At 74.2% G+C, this 19,821-nt stretch carries 18 protein-coding genes; 14 read left to right on the top strand and 4 right to left on the bottom strand.

The features are described 5' to 3' along the window. Window positions 1-933: 933 nt before the first annotated feature. From GA0070610_RS20175 to GA0070610_RS20140, 8 genes are all read left to right on the top strand, one after another. Window positions 934-2,256 carry an MATE family efflux transporter gene (locus GA0070610_RS20175; protein ID WP_089001483.1) on the top strand — a complete coding sequence of 441 codons (1,323 nt, stop codon included), beginning with the start codon at window positions 934-936 and terminating at the stop codon, window positions 2,254-2,256. 146 nt (window positions 2,257-2,402) lie between these two features. Then, window positions 2,403-3,245: a tRNA pseudouridine(55) synthase TruB gene (gene truB, locus GA0070610_RS20170; protein WP_231926218.1), complete on the top strand. Its 843-nt coding sequence runs from the start codon at window positions 2,403-2,405 to the stop codon at window positions 3,243-3,245. Between the two features lie 62 nt (window positions 3,246-3,307). Continuing rightward, window positions 3,308-4,237: a bifunctional riboflavin kinase/FAD synthetase gene (locus GA0070610_RS20165; RefSeq protein WP_089001481.1), complete on the top strand. Its 930-nt coding sequence runs from the start codon at window positions 3,308-3,310 to the stop codon at window positions 4,235-4,237. 181 nt (window positions 4,238-4,418) lie between these two features. Continuing rightward, window positions 4,419-4,688 carry a 30S ribosomal protein S15 gene (gene rpsO, locus GA0070610_RS20160; protein WP_043962418.1) on the top strand — a complete coding sequence of 90 codons (270 nt, stop codon included), beginning with the start codon at window positions 4,419-4,421 and terminating at the stop codon, window positions 4,686-4,688. 226 nt (window positions 4,689-4,914) lie between these two features. After that, a complete protein-coding gene (locus GA0070610_RS20155; RefSeq protein ID WP_089001480.1) occupies window positions 4,915-7,299 on the top strand; it encodes a polyribonucleotide nucleotidyltransferase in 2,385 nt (794 codons plus the stop codon). Between the two features lie 49 nt (window positions 7,300-7,348). Next, complete coding sequence (locus tag GA0070610_RS20150; protein ID WP_089003627.1) at window positions 7,349-8,773, top strand: M16 family metallopeptidase; 1,425 nt, start codon at window positions 7,349-7,351, stop codon at window positions 8,771-8,773. A 173-nt stretch (window positions 8,774-8,946) separates the two neighbouring features. Next, entirely contained in the window at window positions 8,947-9,720 is a 774-nt protein-coding gene (gene dapB / locus GA0070610_RS20145; RefSeq protein WP_089001479.1) for a 4-hydroxy-tetrahydrodipicolinate reductase, read from the top strand. A 46-nt stretch (window positions 9,721-9,766) separates the two neighbouring features. Beyond that, complete coding sequence (locus GA0070610_RS20140; RefSeq protein WP_089001478.1) at window positions 9,767-10,249, top strand: GNAT family N-acetyltransferase; 483 nt, start codon at window positions 9,767-9,769, stop codon at window positions 10,247-10,249. 36 nt (window positions 10,250-10,285) lie between these two features. On the opposite strand, the gene GA0070610_RS20135 is transcribed toward GA0070610_RS20140, so the two are convergent. Further along, window positions 10,286-10,666 (bottom strand): VOC family protein, encoded by a 381-nt coding sequence (locus GA0070610_RS20135; protein WP_089001477.1) that lies wholly within the window; start codon window positions 10,664-10,666, stop codon window positions 10,286-10,288. A 121-nt stretch (window positions 10,667-10,787) separates the two neighbouring features. Further along, a complete protein-coding gene (locus GA0070610_RS20130; RefSeq protein WP_231925749.1) occupies window positions 10,788-11,438 on the bottom strand; it encodes a GNAT family N-acetyltransferase in 651 nt (216 codons plus the stop codon). A gap of 35 nt (window positions 11,439-11,473) precedes the next feature. Between GA0070610_RS20130 and GA0070610_RS20125 the strand changes: the two genes are divergently transcribed. Next, entirely contained in the window at window positions 11,474-12,751 is a 1,278-nt protein-coding gene (locus tag GA0070610_RS20125; RefSeq protein WP_089003626.1) for a glycosyltransferase 87 family protein, read from the top strand. On the opposite strand, the gene GA0070610_RS20120 is transcribed toward GA0070610_RS20125, so the two are convergent. Continuing rightward, window positions 12,650-13,201 (bottom strand): GNAT family N-acetyltransferase, encoded by a 552-nt coding sequence (locus GA0070610_RS20120; protein ID WP_089003625.1) that lies wholly within the window; start codon window positions 13,199-13,201, stop codon window positions 12,650-12,652. The genes GA0070610_RS20125 and GA0070610_RS20120 overlap by 102 nt on opposite strands. A 78-nt stretch (window positions 13,202-13,279) precedes the next feature. On the opposite strand from GA0070610_RS20120, the gene GA0070610_RS20115 reads away from it, so the two are divergent. From GA0070610_RS20115 to GA0070610_RS20095, 5 genes are all read left to right on the top strand, one after another. Then, window positions 13,280-14,509 carry a winged helix-turn-helix domain-containing protein gene (locus tag GA0070610_RS20115; RefSeq protein WP_089001476.1) on the top strand — a complete coding sequence of 410 codons (1,230 nt, stop codon included), beginning with the start codon at window positions 13,280-13,282 and terminating at the stop codon, window positions 14,507-14,509. Continuing rightward, window positions 14,506-15,189, top strand: coding sequence for a DUF2752 domain-containing protein (locus GA0070610_RS20110; protein ID WP_089001475.1), 684 nt, complete (start codon window positions 14,506-14,508; stop codon window positions 15,187-15,189). Before GA0070610_RS20115 ends, GA0070610_RS20110 begins: the two co-directional genes overlap by 4 nt. 236 nt (window positions 15,190-15,425) lie before the next feature. After that, window positions 15,426-16,169 (top strand): FAD-dependent thymidylate synthase, encoded by a 744-nt coding sequence (gene thyX / locus GA0070610_RS20105; protein WP_089001474.1) that lies wholly within the window; start codon window positions 15,426-15,428, stop codon window positions 16,167-16,169. A gap of 46 nt (window positions 16,170-16,215) precedes the next feature. Then, on the top strand, window positions 16,216-17,142 hold the full coding sequence (gene dapA, locus GA0070610_RS20100) for a 4-hydroxy-tetrahydrodipicolinate synthase (protein ID WP_089001473.1): 927 nt from the start codon (window positions 16,216-16,218) through the stop codon (window positions 17,140-17,142). A 52-nt stretch (window positions 17,143-17,194) separates the two neighbouring features. Then, window positions 17,195-18,883: a ribonuclease J gene (locus GA0070610_RS20095; protein WP_089001472.1), complete on the top strand. Its 1,689-nt coding sequence runs from the start codon at window positions 17,195-17,197 to the stop codon at window positions 18,881-18,883. Between the two features lie 76 nt (window positions 18,884-18,959). Here GA0070610_RS20095 and GA0070610_RS20090 read toward each other — a convergent pair whose 3' ends face one another. Next, window positions 18,960-19,793: an isocitrate lyase/PEP mutase family protein gene (locus tag GA0070610_RS20090; RefSeq protein ID WP_089001471.1), complete on the bottom strand. Its 834-nt coding sequence runs from the start codon at window positions 19,791-19,793 to the stop codon at window positions 18,960-18,962. Window positions 19,794-19,821: the final 28 nt, after the last annotated feature.

The raw sequence follows: 19,821 nt of genomic DNA, 5'->3' as shown, positions 1-19,821 counted from the left end.
CCGCCACCCGCAGCCCGCCACCCGCAGCCCGCAGCCCGCCACCCGCAGCCCGCCACCCGCAGCCCGCCGCCTGCGACTGGCCGCCTGCGCCCGCCGCCCGCCGCCCGCCACCCGCAGCCCGCCGCCTGCGACTGGCCGCCTGCGCCTGCCGCCCGCCGCCCGCAGCCCGCCGCCTGCCGCCTGCCGCCCGCCGCCCGCCGCCCGTCCCATGTCTGTCTGTCGTTCGCTGGCCGCCTGCCCGCCGCTGCCCGTATGCCGCCCGCCTGCCGCGGACCGGGTGGAATGTCCGCCCGCTGAGCGCCGGCGCAGTCAAGAACGCCGGGACGCCCGGTGATCAGGACGCCATGGACCTGAAGGAGGCCGGGTAGCGTCCATGGCGTCCTGATCACCGGGGCGCTCGTGCGGTGTCAGGCGGGGCGGTGGCTCGCGTCGGGTGAGGGTGAGGGTGAGGGGTCTCAGGGCGGCCCTGGTCGCGCTGATCGGGTTGCCGTTCGTGTCACGCGACACCCCGACGGTGCCGGCGGCCCGGCCGTGCCTGTCGGCCCTGGTCCGCCCCGTGCCACGGCGAGGGCGTACGCCCCGGCGTCGGCGAGCAGGGCGGCCCCGCCCCGCCCTGGTCGCCGCTGCTCGTCGCCGGTCGTCGCCGGTCGTCGCCGGTCGCGGCGGTGCCGCCGCGTCGTCTCCCCGTCTCCCCGGCGCAGCTGCCCGGCGAGACGGGGAGTCGGAGAAGCGGGCACCCGGGCGGAGGCGCGCGCCGCCGTGCTGCTCGCGGGCCGGCTCGTCGGGGAGCCGCCGCCCGTGCCGGTGCTCGTTGGGGGAGTGTTCCTGTTCGGGGCCGTCGAGGGGCGTCCAGCCAGCTCCGGACGGACCGGCTCCCGGTAAGTGATCGGCTAGCTTGCGATCCTTACCGGCGCCGTGTCAGGATCGGCGGCGATGAGCCACTCCGTCGCCCTCGACCGGGCCGCCGCGCCCCGCCGGATCGCCGCGCTGGCCCTGCCGGCGCTGGTGGTGCTGGCCGCCGAACCGATCTACGTGCTCGTGGACACGGCGGTGGTCGGGCATCTCGGTCGGGTGCCGCTGGCCGCCCTCGCCGTCGGCGGGACGGTGCTGACGCTCATCGCCTGGCTCGGCACCGTCGTCGCGTACGGCACCACGGGGCGCTCGGCCCGACGCTTCGGGGCGGGTGACCGGGCGTCCGCCGTCGCCGAGGGCGTCCAGGCGTCGTGGCTCGCCCTGGCGGTGGGGGTGCTGGTCGCCCTCGGCATGCAGATCGGCGGTGGGGCGTTGGCACGTACCCTCGCCGGAGGCCCCGGCGAGGTGGCCGACGCCGCCGCGCAGTGGCTGCGGGTCGCGGCGCTCGGCGCGCCCGGCCTGCTGCTCGCCGCCGCCGGCAACGGCTGGCTGCGCGGCGTGCAGGACATGCGCCGACCGCTGGTGTTCGTGCTCGGCCCGAACCTGCTCTCCGCCGTGCTCTGCCCGCTGCTGGTCTATCCGGTCGGGCTGGGCCTGGTCGGCTCCGCCGTGGCCAACGTCATCGCGCAGACCGTCTGCGGGGTGCTCTTCGCCGGGGCGTTGGTCGCCGAACGGGTGTCGCTGCGGCCCCGGCCCCGGCTCATCGGGCAGCAACTGGCGCTCAGCCGGGACCTGCTGATCCGGGGCGTCGCGTTCCAGGCCAGCTTCCTCTCCGCCACCGCCGTCGCCGCCCGGTTCGGGGCCGCCGCCGTGGGTGCGCACCAGATCGCCCTGCAACTGTGGTTCTTCACCGCCCTGGTGCTCGACGCGCTCGCCATCGCCGCCCAGTCGCTGGTCGGCGCGGCCCTCGGGGCGGGCGACGCCGCCGCGGCCCGGGACGTCGCCCGCCGGATCGGGCTGCTCGGGGGCGTCTGCGGCGTGGCGTTCGCCGTGCTCATCGCCGCCGGCGCCGGCGTGGTCCCCGGCTGGTTCAGCTCCGATCCGCAGGTACGCGAGCAGGCCATGCTCGCCTGGCCGTGGTTCGTGGCGATGCAGCCGCTGGCGGGTGTCGTGTTCGCCCTCGACGGCGTGCTGATCGGCGCCGGGGACGTCCGCTACCTGCGCAACCTCACCATCGTGGCCGCGCTCGGCGGCTTCCTGCCCGCCATCTGGCTGGCGTACGGGCTCGGCCTCGGCCTCGGCGGCATCTGGGCGGGACTCACGCTGTTCGTGGTGATCCGGCTGGTGGCCCTGCTGCTGCGGCTGCGCTCCGGGGGCTGGGTCGTGGTCGGCGCGGTGCGCTGAGCCGCGCCGTTGGCGCTCCAGGACGTGGACGCCGCGACGGCCGTCCGCCCGACCCCGTACGGCGGCGGCGGGGCGTCCGGCCCGGTCTGGCAGGCTGGGGTGTCGTGAGCACAGACGGTCTGATCGTGGTCGACAAGCCCGGCGGCATGACGTCGCACGACGTGGTGGCGCGCATCCGCCGGTTGGCGCGGACCCGCCGGGTGGGGCACGGCGGCACCCTCGACCCGATGGCGACCGGCGTCCTGGTGATCGGGGTCGGGCGGGCCACCCGCCTGCTCACCTATGTGATCGGCGCGCACAAGAGCTACACCGCCACTGTCCGGCTCGGCCAGGCCACCGTCACCGACGACGCCGAGGGCGACGTGATCGCCACCACGCCCGCCGTCGCGGTCACCGACGAGGCGATCCGGGCGGCGCTGGCCGCGTCGACGGGGGAGATCGACCAGGTGCCGAGCGCGGTCAGCGCCATCAAGATCGACGGGCAGCGGGCGTACAAGCGGGTGCGCGAGGGGGAGAGTGTCGAGCTGCCCGCCCGCCGGGTCACCGTGTCCCGGCTGGAGCTGCTGGCGGTACGCCGCGACGCGCCGGACGTCGTGGACGTGGACATCGACGTGACCTGCTCCTCGGGGACGTACATCCGGGCGATCGCCCGCGACGCGGGCCTGGCGCTCGGGGTGGGCGGCCACCTGACGGCGCTGCGCCGTACCGCCGTGGGGAACTTCGCCCTCGCGGAGGCCGCCACCCTCGACGAGCTGGAGCAGCGCGCCCCCGAGGTGGTGAACCTGCCGCTGGCCGCGGCGGCCGACCGGTTCTTCCCGCGCCGCGACGCCGGCGCCGACGAGGCGAAGGTGCTCTCCCACGGCGGGCCGCTCGACCCGGCGGGGATCGCCGGCCCCTACGCGGTCTTCGGCCCCGACGGCGGGCTGATCGCTATCGTCAGCGAGCGGGACGGCCGGGCCCGCGCGGAGATCGTGCTCGCCCCCGCCTGACGGGCACGGGGCGTAGGACCGGCGGCCGGCGCGGGCCGCCGCGGAGGCAGGGGAGGAGCGGCATGCAGCGGTGGCGGGGGTACGACGCGGCGCCCGGTGGCTGGGGGCGGTCCGTCGTCACCATCGGCGTCTTCGACGGCGTGCACAAGGGGCACCAGGCGACCATCGGGCACACCGTGTCCCGGGCGCGCGAGCTGGGCGTGCAGTCGGTGGTGGTCACCTTCGACCCGCACCCGGCCGAGGTGGTGCGCCCCGGCTCGCACCCGGCGGTGCTCACCGAGACCGCCCGCAAGGCGGAGCTGATCGAGGCGCTCGGCGTGGACGTGCTCTGCGTGGTGCCGTTCACCCCGGAGTTCTCCCGGCTGCCCGCCGAGGCGTTCGTACACGACATCCTCGTCGAGCACCTGCACGCCGCCCTGGTCGTGGTGGGCGACAACTTCCGCTTCGGGCACAAGGCCGCCGGCGACGTGGCGCTGCTGGAGCGGCTAGGGCGCACCTTCGGCTTCGGCGTGGAGGGGGCGCCGCTCGTCGCCGAGGCGGGCACCGTCTTCTCCTCCACGTACATCCGCTCCTGCGTCGACGCCGGGGACGTGACGGCCGCCGCCGCCGCGCTCGGCCGCCCGCACCGGGTGGAGGGCGTGGTGGTCCGCGGCGACCAGCGGGGCCGCGAGCTGGGCTTCCCCACCGCCAACCTGCTCTGCCACCGGTACGCGGCGATCCCCGCCGACGGCGTCTACGCCGCCCGGCTGGTGCGCCGGGGCCACCCCGAGCCCCTGGCGGCGGCGGTGTCGGTGGGCACCAACCCGACGTTCTCCGGGCGGGAGCGGCGGGTGGAGGCGTACGTGCTCGACTTCACCGGCGACCTGTACGGCGAGCGGCTGGCGCTGGACTTCGTGGCGCACCTGCGCGGGCAGATCCGCTACGACGCGATCGAGCCCCTGATCGCCCAGATGAACCAGGACGTCGAGCGGACCCGGCGCGTGCTCGGCTGACCGCGTCGCGGCCCTTGACAGGCCGCCACCCGGCCGGGCTGGTAGTCTGGCTGCGACGTCGGCTGACCGACGTGGGGCCTCGCGTGCCTGCACGACGCCGCGGGTGCGAGGTACCGGTCCGTTTCCGGTCCACTGACCGAGCCGACGGACATCATCGAACCACCCACGAAACAGGGAGAACATGGCGCTCGACCAGGAAGCCAAGGCCAAGATCCGCGCGGAGTACGCGACCGCCGAGGGCGACACCGGTTCGCCGGAGGTGCAGGTCGCGGTCCTCACCAAGCGGATCGCCGAGCTCACCGAGCACCTGAAGGTGCACAAGCACGACCACCACAGCCGCCGTGGGCTGCTGCTGCTGGTCGGCCGTCGCCGTCGGCTGCTCAACTACGTCCAGAAGAAGGACATCAACCGCTACCGGTCGCTCATCGAGCGGCTCGGTCTGCGCCGGTGACGTGACGGGGGAGTGGCCCGACCGGGCCGCTCCCCCGCTTCGCCGCCACACGAAAACCGGGCCGCGCGACCACCTGAAAAGGGAGCCGGTCAGCGTACCGGTCTCCGGTAGTGGCCCCCGGGCACCCCGGCCTCGCGCCGGCCACCCGGGCGCTTCGATCGAAGACCGGCCGTCTGAGCAGCTTCCCGCGTCGTGGGCCCCCGATGCGAAGGAGCACGACAGCACCATGACCGAGACCAACCTCGGCACCGAATCCCGCACCGCCGTGATCGACAACGGGTCCTTCGGCACCCGTGAGATCACCTTCTCCACCGGCCGGCTGGCCCGTCAGGCCGCCGGCTCCGTCGTCGCCCAGCTCGGCGAGACGGTCGTCCTCTCCGCCACCACCGCCGGTAAGCAGCCGAAGGAGCAGTTCGACTTCTTCCCGCTGACCGTCGACGTCGAGGAGCGGATGTACGCCGCGGGCCGCATCCCCGGCTCGTTCTTCCGCCGCGAGGGCCGCCCCAGCGAGGACGCGATCCTCACCTGCCGGCTGATCGACCGGCCGCTGCGCCCGTCCTTCGTCAAGGGCCTGCGCAACGAGGTCCAGGTCGTCGAGACCATCCTCGCGCTCGACCCGCAGCACCCCTACGACGTCGTGGCGATCAACGCCGCCTCGATGTCGACCAAGCTCTCCGGCCTGCCGTTCTCCGGCCCGATCGGGGCGACCCGGGTCGCGCACATCGACGGCCAGTGGGTCGCCTTCCCGACCCTGGAGGAACTGGCCCGGGCCACCTTCGACATGGTCGTGGCCGGCCGCTCGCTGCCGGACGGCGACGTCGCGATCATGATGGTCGAGGCCGAGGCGACGCCGAACGCCGTGACCCTGATCGCGGGCGGCGCGACCGCCCCGACCGAGGAGATCGTGGCCAGCGGCCTGGAGGCCGCGAAGCCGGCGATCCGCGAGCTGTGCCGCGCGCAGGCCGAGCTGGCCGAGGTGGCCGCCAAGCCCGTCGCCGAGTTCCCGGTCTTCCTGGACTACCAGGACGACGTCTACGAGGCGGTGGCCGACGTGGCCCGCGCCGAGGTCGCCGAGGCCCTCCAGATCGCCGGCAAGGCCGACCGCGAGGAGGCCCTGGACCGGATCAAGGCCAAGGTCGCCGAGGAGCTCGGCGGTCGCTTCGAGGGCCGGGAGAAGGAGCTCAGCGCCGCCTTCCGGTCGCTCACCAAGTCCGAGGTGCGCAACCGGGTGCTGCGCGAGCAGGTCCGCATCGACGGCCGCGGCCCGCGCGACATCCGCCCGCTGACCGCCGAGGTCGGCGTGCTGCCCCGGGTGCACGGTTCGGCGCTGTTCGAGCGTGGCGAGACCCAGATCCTGGGCGTCACCACCCTCAACATGCTGCGCATGGAGCAGATGGTGGACACGCTGTCCCCGGAGAACCGCAAGCGCTACATGCACAACTACAACTTCCCGCCGTACTCGACCGGTGAGACCGGCCGGGTCGGCTCGCCGAAGCGGCGCGAGATCGGCCACGGTGCGCTCGCCGAGCGGGCGCTGATCCCGGTGCTGCCGTCGCGCGAGGAGTTCCCGTACGCCATCCGGCAGGTCTCCGAGGCGCTCGGCTCCAACGGCTCCACCTCGATGGGCTCGGTCTGCGCCTCGACGCTGGGCCTGCTCTCCGCCGGTGTGCCGCTGAAGGCGCCGGTGGCCGGCATCGCCATGGGCCTCATCTCCGACGAGGTGGACGGCAAGACCCAGTACGTGACGCTGACCGACATTCTCGGCGCCGAGGACGCGTTCGGTGACATGGACTTCAAGGTCGCCGGCACGCCGGAGTTCGTCACCGCGCTCCAGCTCGACACCAAGCTCAACGGCATCCCGTCGGACGTGCTGGCCGCCGCGCTTCAGCAGGCGTACGAGGCCCGGCAGACCATCCTGGGTGTGATGCAGGCGGCGATCGAGGGCCCGGCCGAGATGTCGGAGTACGCCCCGCGGGTCACCACCGTCAAGATCCCGGTCGACAAGATCGGCATGGTGATCGGCCCGAAGGGGCAGACCATCAACGCGATCCAGGACGAGACCGGCGCCGAGATCTCCATCGAGGACGACGGCACCATCTACGTCGGCGCCACCAACGGCCCGTCGGCCCAGGCGGCGGTGGACCGGATCAACGGGATCGCCAACCCGACCCTGCCGAAGGCCGGGGAGCGGTTCCTCGGCACCGTGGTCAAGACCGCCGCGTTCGGCGCGTTCATCTCGCTGCTGCCGGGCCGCGACGGCCTGCTGCACATCTCCAAGGTGGGCGACGGCAAGCGGGTCGAGAAGGTCGAGGACTTCCTCAACGTCGGCGACCGGGTCGAGGTCGAGATCGCGGACATCGACGCCCGCGGCAAGATCTACCTGGACAAGGTCCGCCCGGAGGGCGCCGAGGCGCCGGCCGCAGGCGAGGCCGCCGGCGGCGAGCGTCCGGCCGGCCGGGACCGTGACGACCGGGCTCCGCGTGACCGGGGCGACCGGGAGCGCGGCGGCGACCGGGGCGGTCGTGGCCCGGGCGGCGGCGAGCGCGGCGAGGGCGGCGGCGAGGGTGGCGAGGGCGGCGAGCGTCCGCGCCGCCGCACCCGACGCAGCTGACCCACCGCACCATCGCATCACCCACCCCTCGTCGATCTGGGAGCAACACGTGAGTCGGGCCGTCAGCGCGCCGTTTCCGCCGGATCGACGGGGGGTGGCGTCCGTCCCGGGCCCCGCGGGGGCCTTGCGCCGCAGCACCGGAGCGGCCCGCTCCGGCGGCGCCGCACGGGCGGTGACCCGCACGATCAGCGACGACCCGCTGGGCGGCACGGTACGGCGTACCGTGCTGCCCAGCGGGCTGCGCGTGCTCACCGAGGCGATCCCGGCGATGCGCAGCGTCTCGTTCGGCGTCTGGGTCGCGGTCGGCTCGCGCGACGAGACCGGCCCGCAGGCCGGCGCGGCGCACTTCCTGGAGCACCTGCTGTTCAAGGGCACCAACAAGCGCAGCGCGCTCGACATCTCCGCCGAGATCGAGGCGGTGGGCGGCGAGACCAACGCCTTCACCACCAAGGAATACACCTGCTACTACGCCCGCGTGCTGGACGAGGACCTGCCGCTGGCCATCGACGTCATGTGCGACGCGGTCGCCGACTCGCTGCTGGAGCCGGCCGACGTGGAGACCGAGCGGGGCGTGATCCTCGAGGAGATCGCCATGCACGACGACGAGCCCGGCGACGAGGTGCACGACCTCTTCGCCCGCGCCGCCTACGGCGACCACCCGCTGGGCCGGCTGATCTCCGGCACCGAGGAGACCGTCACCCCGATGACCCGGCGGCAGATCCAGGGCTTCTACCGCCGCCACTACACGCCGTCGCGGATCGTCGTCGCCGCCGCCGGCAACCTCGACCACGCCACGGTGGTCAAGCTGGTCCGCCAGGCGCTGCGCGGCACCCCGCTGGACACCGACCCGGCGGCGCCCGCGTCGCACCGGTCGGCCACCCCGGCCGTACGCACGAAGCCCGCCACCACGCTGGTGGAGCCGAAGGAGACCGAGCAGGCGCACGTCATCCTCGGCTGCCCCGGCATCGACCGGCTCGACGAGCGGCGCTTCGCCCTCGGCGTGCTCAACAACATCCTCGGCGGCGGCATGTCGAGCCGGCTGTTCCAGGAGATCCGCGAGCGGCGCGGCCTCGCCTACTCGGTCTACTCCTACGCCAGCCAGTACGCCGACACCGGCCTCTTCGCCGTCTACGCCGGCTGCGCGCCCGGCAAGGTCGACGAGGTGCTGGAGCTGACCCGGGCGGAACTCGCGCGGGTGGCGGCCGACGGCCTGACCGAGGCCGAGGTGGCCCGGGGCAAGGGGATGAGCAAGGGCTCGTTCGTGCTGGGCCTGGAGGACACGGGCTCGCGGATGAGCCGGCTCGCCAAGGGCGAGCTGCTCTACGGCCACCTGATGCCGGTCGACGAGCTGCTCGGCCGGGTCGACGCGGTCACCGTGGCCGACGTCAACACCCTGGCCGCCGAGCTGCTGAGCCGGCCGATGTCGCTGGCCGTGGTCGGCCCGTTCGGCGCGAACGACTTCGCCACCCGCTGACCCGTCCCGCACTCCTGCCCGGCACCGGCCCGCCCGGATGGCGCGTCCCGGCGGCTGACGGCCCGTCTGGCTGGGTGCTGCCCGGCGGGGGACGGTCGGCCCGGGACGGGTGCGTCCCGGCCGCTGACGGTCCGCTCGGATGCGCGCGTCCCGATTGGGATAGGTTGTGCCCCGTGAGTGACGAGCAGGAGAAGAGCCCGGACGAGCTGATCCGGGTCGGCGTGCTGGGCGCCCGGGGGCGCATGGGCGTCGAGGTGTGCCGGGCCGTGGACGCCGCCGCCGACATGGAACTGGTGGCCATGGTCGACCAGGGCGACGGCCTCTTCGCCGCGTCCGACGCCGGGGCCGAGGTGGTCGTCGACTTCACCACCCCCGACGTCGTGATGGACCACCTGCACTGGTGCATCGACCAGGGCATCAACGCCGTCGTCGGCACCACCGGCTTCACCGAGCAGCGGCTGGAGCGGGTGCGCGGCTGGCTGGCCCACAAGCCCGGGGTGGGCGTGGTGATCGCCCCCAACTTCGGCATCGGCGCGGTGCTGATGATGCAGTTCGCCGCCCGCGCCGCCCGGCACTTCGAGTCGGTCGAGATCGTCGAGCAGCACCATCCCCGCAAGCTGGACGCCCCCAGCGGCACCGCCACGCACACCGCGCGGCTGGTCGCTGCCGCCCGCGCCGAGGCCGGGCTCGGCCCCGTCCCGGACGCCACGAAGGACGAGGTCGCGGGCGCCCGGGGCGCCGACATCGACGGGGTACGCGTGCACGCCGTGCGCGCAACCGGGCTCGTCGCCCACCAGGAGGTGCTCTTCGGCACCGTGGGGGAGACGTTGACGATCCGGCACGACTCGTACGACCGGGTCTCGTTCATGCCGGGCGTCCTGCTGGCCGTCCGCGCGGTCCGCACCCGGCCCGGGCTGACGGTCGGCCTGGACGCCCTGCTCGACTGACGGTAAACCCTTCGCGGAGCACCCGGGCGGTCCCTAGGCTGCCCGGATGATCGAATCTGGACTCTCCGACCGGGCCGGGCGCCGGGTCACCCTGCGCCCCGTGGACGACGACAACTGGCGGGCGGTGGCCGATGTCGCCCCGCGCGACGACCAGCGCGCGTGGGTCGCGGCGCTGGCCGCCCGCTACCTGCTGCTGACCATGCGTTCCGACGTGTGGAACTCGCTGGCGGTGTACGCGGACGACACCGTCGTCGGGCACGTCATGTGGGGCGTCGACGACGACGGGTCGCGCTGGATCGGCGGCATGGTGATCGACGCGGCCGAGCAGGACCGGGGCGTCGGCCGGGCGGCCGTGCGCACCCTGGCCGCGTGGCTGGGCGACCAGGACGGCGGACACCCCGTCCGGCTCTCCTACCACCCCGAGAACGCCCAGGCCGCCCGCCTCTACACGAGCCTCGGCTTCGTGCCCACGGGGGCGATGGAGGACGACGAGCTGGTCGTCGAGCTCCTGCCGTCCGCGCGGGGCTGACCGCGCACCTGACCCGACCCTCCTCGCCCCGGCGGGTCAGCCCTCCTCGATCACCGACAGGATGTTGCCGGCCGGGTCGGTGAACCACGCGATGGTCGGCCCGTTGTCGCGCATGATGCCCCGCTCGTCCTGGGGCATCGCGGGATAGCGCGCGAAACGGACCCCGCGCGCGGTCAGCTCGTCGACGGCCCGGCCGACGTCCTCGACGGGGAAGTTGAGGACCGTGTAGGCCGCCGGGGTGTGGTCCGCCTTCGGATAGACCATGACGTCCCGGCCGCCGGCCAGGTGCAGCGTCAGCAGGCCGCCCATGTCGTCGTCGCGCGACACCCGCAGACCGAGCGTGTCGGTGTAGAACCGCTCGGCCTGCCCGGTGTCGTCCACCGAGAAACTGCTCCACGCCCTCGTGTCCGTGAACATGCCCGTTGCCTCCCTGTCGTGGACGCCGTCACCGCGACCATGGGGTCACCGTAGGCGACGCCCCCGACGGTTTCCGGCGGAACGTGGGCACCGCGTGGCGTGCTCCGGGAACGCCGGTCGGTCAGTCCCCGGGCGTCACGGGCGACGACTCGTCGGGCCGCAGGTCCGGCAGCGTCGCCTCGGCGGGCGTCGCGTCCGCCGGGTCCGCGTCACCGGGCACCGCCACGTGCAGGCGTACCTGCCCGACGAGCATGTCCTCCACGTCCAGCGCGCGGGCCGCCCCGTCGAGCTCCCAGCCGGTGCTGGTGAGGAACTTCCGGGTCGCCGCGTCGCCGTCGAAGGCCCACGCCAGCGCGCGGGTGAACCCGTCGGCACGCCACAGGTCGACGGTCGCGGCGAGCAGCCGGCTGCCGTGCCCCCGCCGGCCCCAGCGCGGCTCCACCAGCAGGTCCGTCACCGCCGCGACGTCCGGCCCGAGGACCTCCGCCGGCTCGCCCGGCGCGAGCGCCTCGGCGTCGGCCGGACCGGAGGCGGCGAAGCCCACCAGATACGATTGCTCGGCCTGTTCGACGGCGACCAGCACCCGATGGGCGCCGGAGGGCGGCTCCTGCACGGCCGCGCTCCACCGACGGGCGAGCCACGCCTCGTCCAGGTTGTCGAGCACGTGCCGGGGCAGGATCCGGCGATAGGCGACCCGCCAGGTCGCGAGTTGGATGCGTGCGATCTCGCCGGCGTCTTCCGGACGCGCCGGGCGGACGTACCCGAGAGCCATGGGACGGAAGCCTACGCAGGGCCAGGGAGGCGATGGTGGCGCAGGGTGCCAGAAGGACGATCGGGCAGGTCACCGGCGTCGTCGCGCTCGCCGTCGCGGTGACCGCCTTCCTGTCCGTGGCGGCCGTCCGGCACGGCTTCTTCGACCTCAAGGTCTACTACGGCGCGCTGACCTGGTGGGTGCACGACGGCGGGGAGATCTACGACTTCCTCAAGCCCGGCACCCAGTACGGCTTCACGTACCCGCCCTTCGCCGCCCTGGTGATGCTGCCCATGGCGTACCTGCCGTGGACGGCGGCGATCGCGGTCAGCGTGGCGGCCAGCGTGGTGGTGACCGCCGTGCTGTTCTGGTGGCTGGTCGACCCGATCTCCCGCCGCTGCGGCTGGACCCGCTGGTTCGCCCTCGCCGTGGCGCTCTGCCTGGCCGCCGCGTACGAGCCGATGCGCGAGACGGTCAACTTCGGCCAGGTCAACATGCTGCTGCTCTTCCTGGTCGCGATCGACCTGCTCCGGCTGCTGCCGGCCGGCAGCCGGTGGGCGGGCGTGGGCATCGGCCTGGCCACCGCGATCAAGCTGACCCCGGGCATCTTCATCGTCTACCTGCTGGTCACCCGCCGCTGGCGGGCCGCGGTCACCTCGATGGCCGCCGCGGCCGGCACGACGCTGCTGGCCGCCGCGCTCTTCCCGGACGCCTCGCGGGAGTTCTGGACGGAGGCGCTGTGGAACACCGGCCGGGTCGGTGAGCTGGCCTTCGTCTCCAACCAGTCGCTGCGCGGCGTGGTCGCCCGGCTGAACCCGGAACACCCGAGCACCCTGGCCTGGTTGGCCCTGGTGCTCGCCACCCTGGCGCTGTGGGCCTGGCGCTCCCGCGCCGCCGTGGCCGCCGGCGACGAGGCGACCGGCCTGGCGCTCACCGGCGCGGTGATGTGCCTGGTCAGCCCGGTCACCTGGGTGCACCACCTGGTCTGGCTGCTGCCCGCGCTGATCCTGCTGGTGGACAACGGGACGGCCGCGCCCACGGGCAGCCGCCGGCGCCGCGTCCTGCTGGGCGCCGCGATCGTCGGGTACGGCCTCCTGATCAGCCGGATCGTCTGGGCCTGGGAGAAGGACTTCACCGGCCTCGACGGCTTCCTCGGCAGCAACACCTACGTCTGGATCAGCCTGGCGCTGCTGGCGTTCCTGCCCATCCGTCGCTGGGCGGAGCCGGCCGGGTCAGCCGTCGAGACGGCCGGCGTACCGCAGCTCGACCAGCCCGACCGGCGCAGCCCCGCCGGCCAGCGGCACCGGATAGGTCGAGCGCTCACCGTCCGCTGACAGCCCGGCCCGCTCGTAGAACCGGCGGGCCCGGTGGTTGGCCTCCAGCACCCAGAGCCGGTAGTCCGACCAGCCCCGCTCGACCAGCCCGGCCCGGGCGGCGGCCAGCAGCGCCCGCGCCGTGCCGTCGCCCCAGTACGCCGGCTCGACGTACATCGCCACCACCTCGCCGTGCGCGGCGTCGAGGTCGCCCCGGTCCTGGTTGTTGCGGTACGGGCCGAACGTCGTGAACCCGACCAGCGCCCCCTCGACCTCGGCGAGCAGGGTGGTGAACGGGTGCTCCGGGTCGGCGGTGCCGACGTCCCGGCGGCGCTGCGCCCAGGCCGTGACGTTGAGCCGCCGCAGCACCTCCTCGGGCATGATGCCGGCGTAGCCCGCCTGCCAGCCGTGGATGTGCACCCGGGCGACCGCCTCGGCGTCGTCGGGCTCCTCGCGACGGATCGTGAGCATGTGTCCGTTGTATGCCTCGGCGGGCCACCGGTCCAGCGTCCGCACCGGTGTCGTACGTCTGGATTAGGGTGCCCGACGATGACCGCACCGGAATCGCTCTCGCTCGCCCAGGCACGCCGGGTGGCGCTCGCCGCCCAGGGCTTCGCCGACCCCGCGCCCACCGGGGTGCCCACCCGCCGGCATCTGCGCCGGGTGCTCGACCGGGTCGGGCTGATCCAGATGGACTCGGTCAACGTGCTGCAACGGGCGCACTACCTGCCGCTCTACAGCCGTCTCGGGCCCTACCCGACGTCGCTGCTCGACGCCGCCGCCTACCGCCGCCCCCGGGAGCTGTTCGAATACTGGGGGCACGAGGCGTCGCTGGTGCCCGTCGGGCTGCACCCCGCGCTGCGCTGGCGGATGGCCCGGGCCCGCTCGGAGGCCTGGGGCGGGATGCGGCGCATCGTCGAGGATCAGCCCGACCTGGTCGCCTGGGTCCGCGACGAGGTGGCCGCCCGGGGGCCGCTCACGGCCGCCGACATCGAGCACGACGCGCCCCGGGAGACCGGCAACTGGGGGTGGAACTGGTCGGCGGTGAAGCGGGCGCTGGAGTTCCTGTTCTGGGCGGGGGAGGTGACGGCCGCCGACCGCACCACGTCGTTCGCCCGCCGCTACGACCTGCCGGAGCGGGTGCTGCCGGCCGCGGTGCTCGACGCGCCCACGCCGACCGGTGCGGATGCCCACCGCGCGCTGGTGGGCATCGCCGCGCGGTCGCTCGGGGTGGCCGCCGAGCCGGAGCTGCGCGACTATTTCCGGCTGCCGGTGGCCGGCGCCCGGCAGGCCATCGCCGAGCTGGTCGAGGCGGGTGAGCTGCTGCCGGTCGCCGTGCAGGGTTGGCGGCGGCCCGCCTGGCTGCACGCCGGGGCGCGACTGCCCCGCTGGGTGCGCGGCAACACCCTGGTCAGCCCGTTCGACCCGTTGGTCTGGGAGCGGGCGCGCACCGAGCGGCTCTTCGACTTCAGCTACCGCATCGAGATCTACGTGCCGGCGGCGCAGCGGGTGCACGGCTACTACGTGCTGCCCTTCCTCCAGGGGGAGCGGTTCACCGCCCGGGTCGACCTGAAGGCCGACCGGAAGGCCGGCGTGCTGCTGGTGCCGGCCGCGTGGGGCGAGCCGGGCGTCGACCGGGGCGAGACCGCCCTGGCGCTCGCCGCCGAGCTGCACCGCCTCGCCGGCTGGCTGGGGCTCGACGCGGTGGCCCCGCCCGCCGCCGGCGACCTGGCCGCGCCGCTGGCCGCCGCGCTGGTGGGCGTGGCCGGTGTACGGTGAGCGACGTGACGAGCGTTGACGGACCGGCCTCCCCGTCGCATCCGCAGACGGGCGGGCTCGACGCCCCGCCCCAGGCGGGCCCGGCGGCACCGGCCGGCGGACTGCCCACGGACCAGGCGCCACCCCACCCGGGTTCGCCCTATCCGGATTCGCCCCACCCCGGGGTGCCCTATCCGGGTTCGGACCATCCGGGTTCGCCCTATCCGGGGGCGGCGGCCTACCCCGTCGCCGAGCCGGACCGGCTCACCCGCTTCGTCGTCCGCCTCTACGACCGCTCACCGCGCTGGGCCGTGCCGCTGGCCGCGCTCGGCTGCGTCGCCGCCGGCATCGGCTACGCGCTGATCAGCGACCCCACGCGCTCCGCGCCGGACGCCGCGCCGACCTGCCTGCTCAAGCTCACCACCGGGCTGGACTGCCCGGGCTGCGGCGGCACCCGCGCGCTCTGGTACGTCCTGCACGGCGACCTGCCGGCCGCCGCCCGGCACCACTTCCTCTTCGTCTTCGCGCTGCCCTTCCTGGCCTACCTCTTCGTCGCCTGGGCCGGGAAGCAGGCGTTCGGCTGGCGCCTGCCCGAGCTGCGGATCAGCTCCCGGGTGATCGGCGTCTTCCTGGCCGCCTGGCTCGCCTTCACGATCCTGCGCAACCTGCCCTGGGCGCCCTTCACCTCCCTCTACGTCTGACCCCTCCGGGCCGAGCCCGACGTCCACGCCGGCCGCTTGGCGGCGGCGCGCTGGGCCCGACGTCCGCGCCTTCGTCGGCCGGTCGCGCCAACGCACCTGCCGCCACCCGCTCACTCGGCCGGTCGACCGTGATCCGCCCGTCGGTGCCGTCCGTCCGCCGGTGACCGACATTGCACCCGGCGAGCCTGGCTTGGGTGGCCCGGGGCGCCGCCGCTACAGTCCCAGGAATGCCGGAGATGGTGCAGCCCCAGGTCAAGCTCGTCGCGTGGACCCACTTCGAGGCCCCCGACGAGGTGCCGTGGTCGACCGACGCCGAGGGCGGCCAGGCGCTCGCGGAGTTCGCCGGCCGGGCCTGCTACCAGAGCTGGAAGAAGCCCAACCCGGCCACCGCCACCAACGCCGGCTACCTCGCGCACATCCTCGAGGTGGGGCACCTGAGCGTGCTGGAGCACGGCTCGGTCAGCTTCTACTTCAGCGGGGTGTCCCGCTCCTTCACCCACGAGCTGATCCGGCACCGGCACTTCTCGTACTCGCAGCTCTCGCAGCGGTACGTGCCGGAGCGCGACGCCGCCATGGTCGAGCCCTCGGTGATCGCCGACGATCCGGAGCTGCACAAGAAGTTCGTGGAGGCCGCCGAGGCGAGCGTGCGCGCGTACAACGAGCTGTTGGAGGGGCTGGAGCGGCGCTTCGCCGACGTGGAGAACGCCACGCTGCGGCGCAAGCAGGCCCGTCAGGCGGCCCGCGCCGTGCTGCCCAACGCCACCGAGACCCGCATCGTGGTCACCGGCAACTACCGGGCCTGGCGGCACTTCATCGCCATGCGCGCGACGGAGCACGCCGACGTGGAGATCCGTGAGCTGGCGGTGGAGTGCCTGCGGCAGCTCCAGGGCGTCGCCCCGAACGTCTTCGCCGACTTCGTCATCTCGGCCCTGCCCGACGGCACCGAGGTGGCGGCGAGCCCGCACGCCGAGCTGTCCTGAGGCCTTCCCCGGCGGGGCGCCGGTGGTCGTCCGCTAGGTTGGTGGCATGACGCACGACCACCCTGACACGCCCGCCCGGGCGGTGTCCCGCCCCTTCGGGCGAGTGCTCACGGCCATGGTGACCCCGTTCACCGCCGACGGCTCGCTCGACCTCGACGGCGCCGCGCAGCTCGCCAGCCACCTGGTCGACGAGCAGGGCAACGACGCGCTGGTGGTCAACGGCACCACCGGCGAGTCGCCGACCACCACCGAGGCGGAGAAGGAACAGCTCATCCGGGCCGTCGTGGAGGCCGTCGGTGACCGCGCCAAGGTCGTGGCCGGGGTCGGCACCAACGACACCCGGCACACCATCGAGCTATCCGCGGCCGCCGAGAAGGCCGGCGCCCACGGCCTGCTCGTGGTCACCCCCTACTACAACAAGCCGCCGCAGAGCGGCCTGCTGCGGCACTTCACCGCCGTCGCGGACGCCACCGGCCTGCCGGTGATGCTCTACGACATCCCGCACCGGGCGGGCGTGCCGATCGCCACCGAGACGATGGTGCGCCTGGCTGAGCACCCCCGGGTCGTCGCGGTCAAGGACGCCAAGGGCGACCTGACCGCCACGAGCTGGGTGACCAGCCGGACGAACCTCGCCTTCTACAGCGGCGAGGACTCGCTCACCCTGCCCTCGCTGGCCGTGGGCGGCGTCGGCGTGGTCGGCACCTCGACCCACTTCACCGGCGCGCTCACCAAGCAGATGATCGAGGCGTACGACGCGGGGGACACCGCCACCGCGCTGAGCCTGCACCGGCGGCTGCTGCCGCTGTACACCGGCATCTTCCGTGCCCAGGGCGTGATCCTGGTGAAGGCGGGCCTGGCGGCCGCCGGGAAGCCCGCCGGACCGGTGCGTTCGCCGCTGGTGGACGCGACCGACGACGAGATCGCCCAGCTCCGCGCCGACAGCGCGGCGGCGGGCCTGGAACTGCCCGAATGACCGAACGACACGACGGACGCCGAGTGACGGCGTCGCAGAATGAGGTGGACGCGTGACCGAGGCGCACTTCGAGACGGAACTGCCCCCGCCGCTGCCGGAGGGTGGGCTGCGGATCATCCCGCTCGGCGGGCTCGGCGCCATCGGTCGCAACATGACCGTCTTCGAGTACGACGGCAAGCTGCTGGTGGTCGACTGCGGGGTGCTCTTCCCCGACGTGGAGCAGCCCGGGGTCGACCTGATCCTGCCCGACTTCGGTCCGATCCTGGACCGGCTCGACGACGTCCAGGCGATCGTGCTGACCCACGGCCACGAGGACCACATCGGCGCGGTGCCCTACCTGCTCGCGCACAAGCCCGACATCCCGCTGGTCGGTTCCCAGTTCACCCTCGCCCTGGTCGAGGCGAAGCTGGCCGAGCGGCGGATCCAGCCCTACACGCTGACCGTGCGGGAGGGGGGCCGGGAGCGGCTCGGCCCGTTCGAGTGCGAGTTCTTCGCGGTCAACCACTCGATCCCCGACGCGCTCGCGGTGGCCATCCGTACGCCCGCCGGCCTGGTGCTGCACACCGGCGACTTCAAGATGGACCAGCTCCCGCTGGACGGCCGGATCACCGACCTGGCCGGGTTCGCCCGGCTCGGCGCCGAGGGCGTGGACCTGCTGCTCTCGGACTCCACCAACGCGGAGATCCCCGGCTTCGTCACCCCCGAGCGGGAGATCGGGCCCGTGCTCGACTCGATCTTCGCGAAGGCCAAGGGACGGATCATCGTCGCGTCCTTCGCCTCGCACGTGCACCGGGTGCAGCAGGTCTTCGACTCCGCCGCCGAGCACGGCCGCAAGGTCGCCCTCATCGGCCGCTCGATGGTGCGCAACATGGGCATCGCCCGCGATCTGGGGCTGCTCAACATCCCGGCCGGGCTGGTCGTCGGGCTGGAAGAGGCGACGAACATGCCGCCCGAGCAGATCGTGCTGATGTCCACCGGCTCGCAGGGCGAGCCGATGAGTGCCCTGGGCCGGATGGCCAGCGGCGACCACCGGCACATCACCATCGCCCCGGGCGACACGGTGGTGCTCGCCTCGTCGCTGGTGCCCGGCAACGAGACCTCGGTCTACCGGGTGATCAACCGGCTCGCCCGGGCCGGCGCCGTGGTGGTGCACAAGGACGTGGCCAAGGTGCACGTCTCCGGCCACGCGCCCGCTGGCGAGCTGCTCTACCTGCTCAACGTGGTCCGTCCCAGCAACCTGATGCCGGTGCACGGCGAGTGGCGGCACCTGCGCGCGCACGCCCGGCTCGGCATCGAGTCCGGCGTCGCCCCCGACCGGGTGGTGCTCTGCGAGGACGGCGACGTCGTCGACCTCGTCGAGGGCCGGGCCAGCCTGGTCGGGCACGTGAAGAGCCGCTACGTCTACGTCGACGGCCTCGCCGTCGGTGACGTCAGCGAGTCGCTGCTCACCGAGCGCCGGATCCTCGGCGACGGCGGGTTCATCGCCACCACGGTGGTGGTCGACTCGGTGACCGGCAAGGTGGTGGGCGGCCCGACGCTCTCGGCGAAGGGCTTCTCGGAGGACCCGGAGGCGTTCAGCCCGGTGATCCCGCTGGTCACCGAGGCCCTGAACCGCGCGGCCTCCGACGGCATCACCGACCCGCACCAGCTCCAGCAGATCGTCCGGCGCACCGTGGGGCGGTGGGTGAACGACGCGTACCGGCGTCGACCCATGATCGTTCCCACCGTCGTCGAGGTCTGACCCGCGCCGACGACGCCCGCCCGCACCTTGTGTGCCGGCGGGCGTCGTCGTGGGGCACCGGACCGGCCTCCGCCGATCAGGCCAGCAGCGCGTTCAGCTCGCCGTAGCTGATCGCGCCGGCCAGCGAGTCGTACGACCCGGAGCGCAGCGCCTCCTCGGCGGCCCGCCGGACCAGCCCGTACGCGGCCCCGGCGACGGCCGAGCCGAGGCTGACCCGGGCCACCCCCAGCGCGGCCAGCGTGGCGACGGGCAGCCCACCCGGCCCGGTGAGCACGTTGACCGGCCCGTCGATCCCGGCGACCAGCGCGCCGATGGTCTCGGCGTCGACGACGCCCGGCACGAAGATCCCGTCCGCGCCCGCCGCCCGGTACGCCTCCGCCCGGCGCAGCGTCTCCGTCGACCGGTCCGCCGGGTCGCCCACCGCCCGCAGGTAGACGTCGGTGCGGGCGTTGACGAAGAGCCGCACCCCCGCCTCGTCGGCGGCCTCCCGGGCCGCCCGGATCCGGGCGCACTGCTCGTCGACCGGCCGCAGTGCCGACGTCCCGGCCGCGGGGGCGTCCTCGATGTTCACGCCGACCGCGCCGGCGGCCAGCACGCCGGCCACGGTGCGGGCCACCCCGGCCGGGTCGGCGGCGTACCCGCTCTCGATGTCCGCCGTGACGGGGACGGTGACGGCGGCGGCGACGCGGGCCACCACCGCGAGGGCGTGCTCCCGGTCCAGTTCGTCGCCGTCGGGGGCGCCCAGGCTCCACGCGACGCCGGCGCTGGTCGTGGCGACCGCCGCCGCGCCGCAGTCGGCCACGATCCGGGCGCTGGCCACGTCCCAGGCGTTGGGCAGGACGAGCGGTGTGCCGGGGCGGTGCAGGGAGTGCAGGAGCTGGGCGGCGTGCTGCTGGTGCGTCGTCGTCATGGGCACCAGTCCACCAGGGCGCGAGGAG

The organism is Micromonospora echinofusca, from assembly GCF_900091445.1.
GTDB classification, from domain to species: domain Bacteria; phylum Actinomycetota; class Actinomycetes; order Mycobacteriales; family Micromonosporaceae; genus Micromonospora; species Micromonospora echinofusca.
Note: the sequence above shows the minus strand (reverse complement) of the source record. Positions and strands in the feature narration are given on the sequence as shown.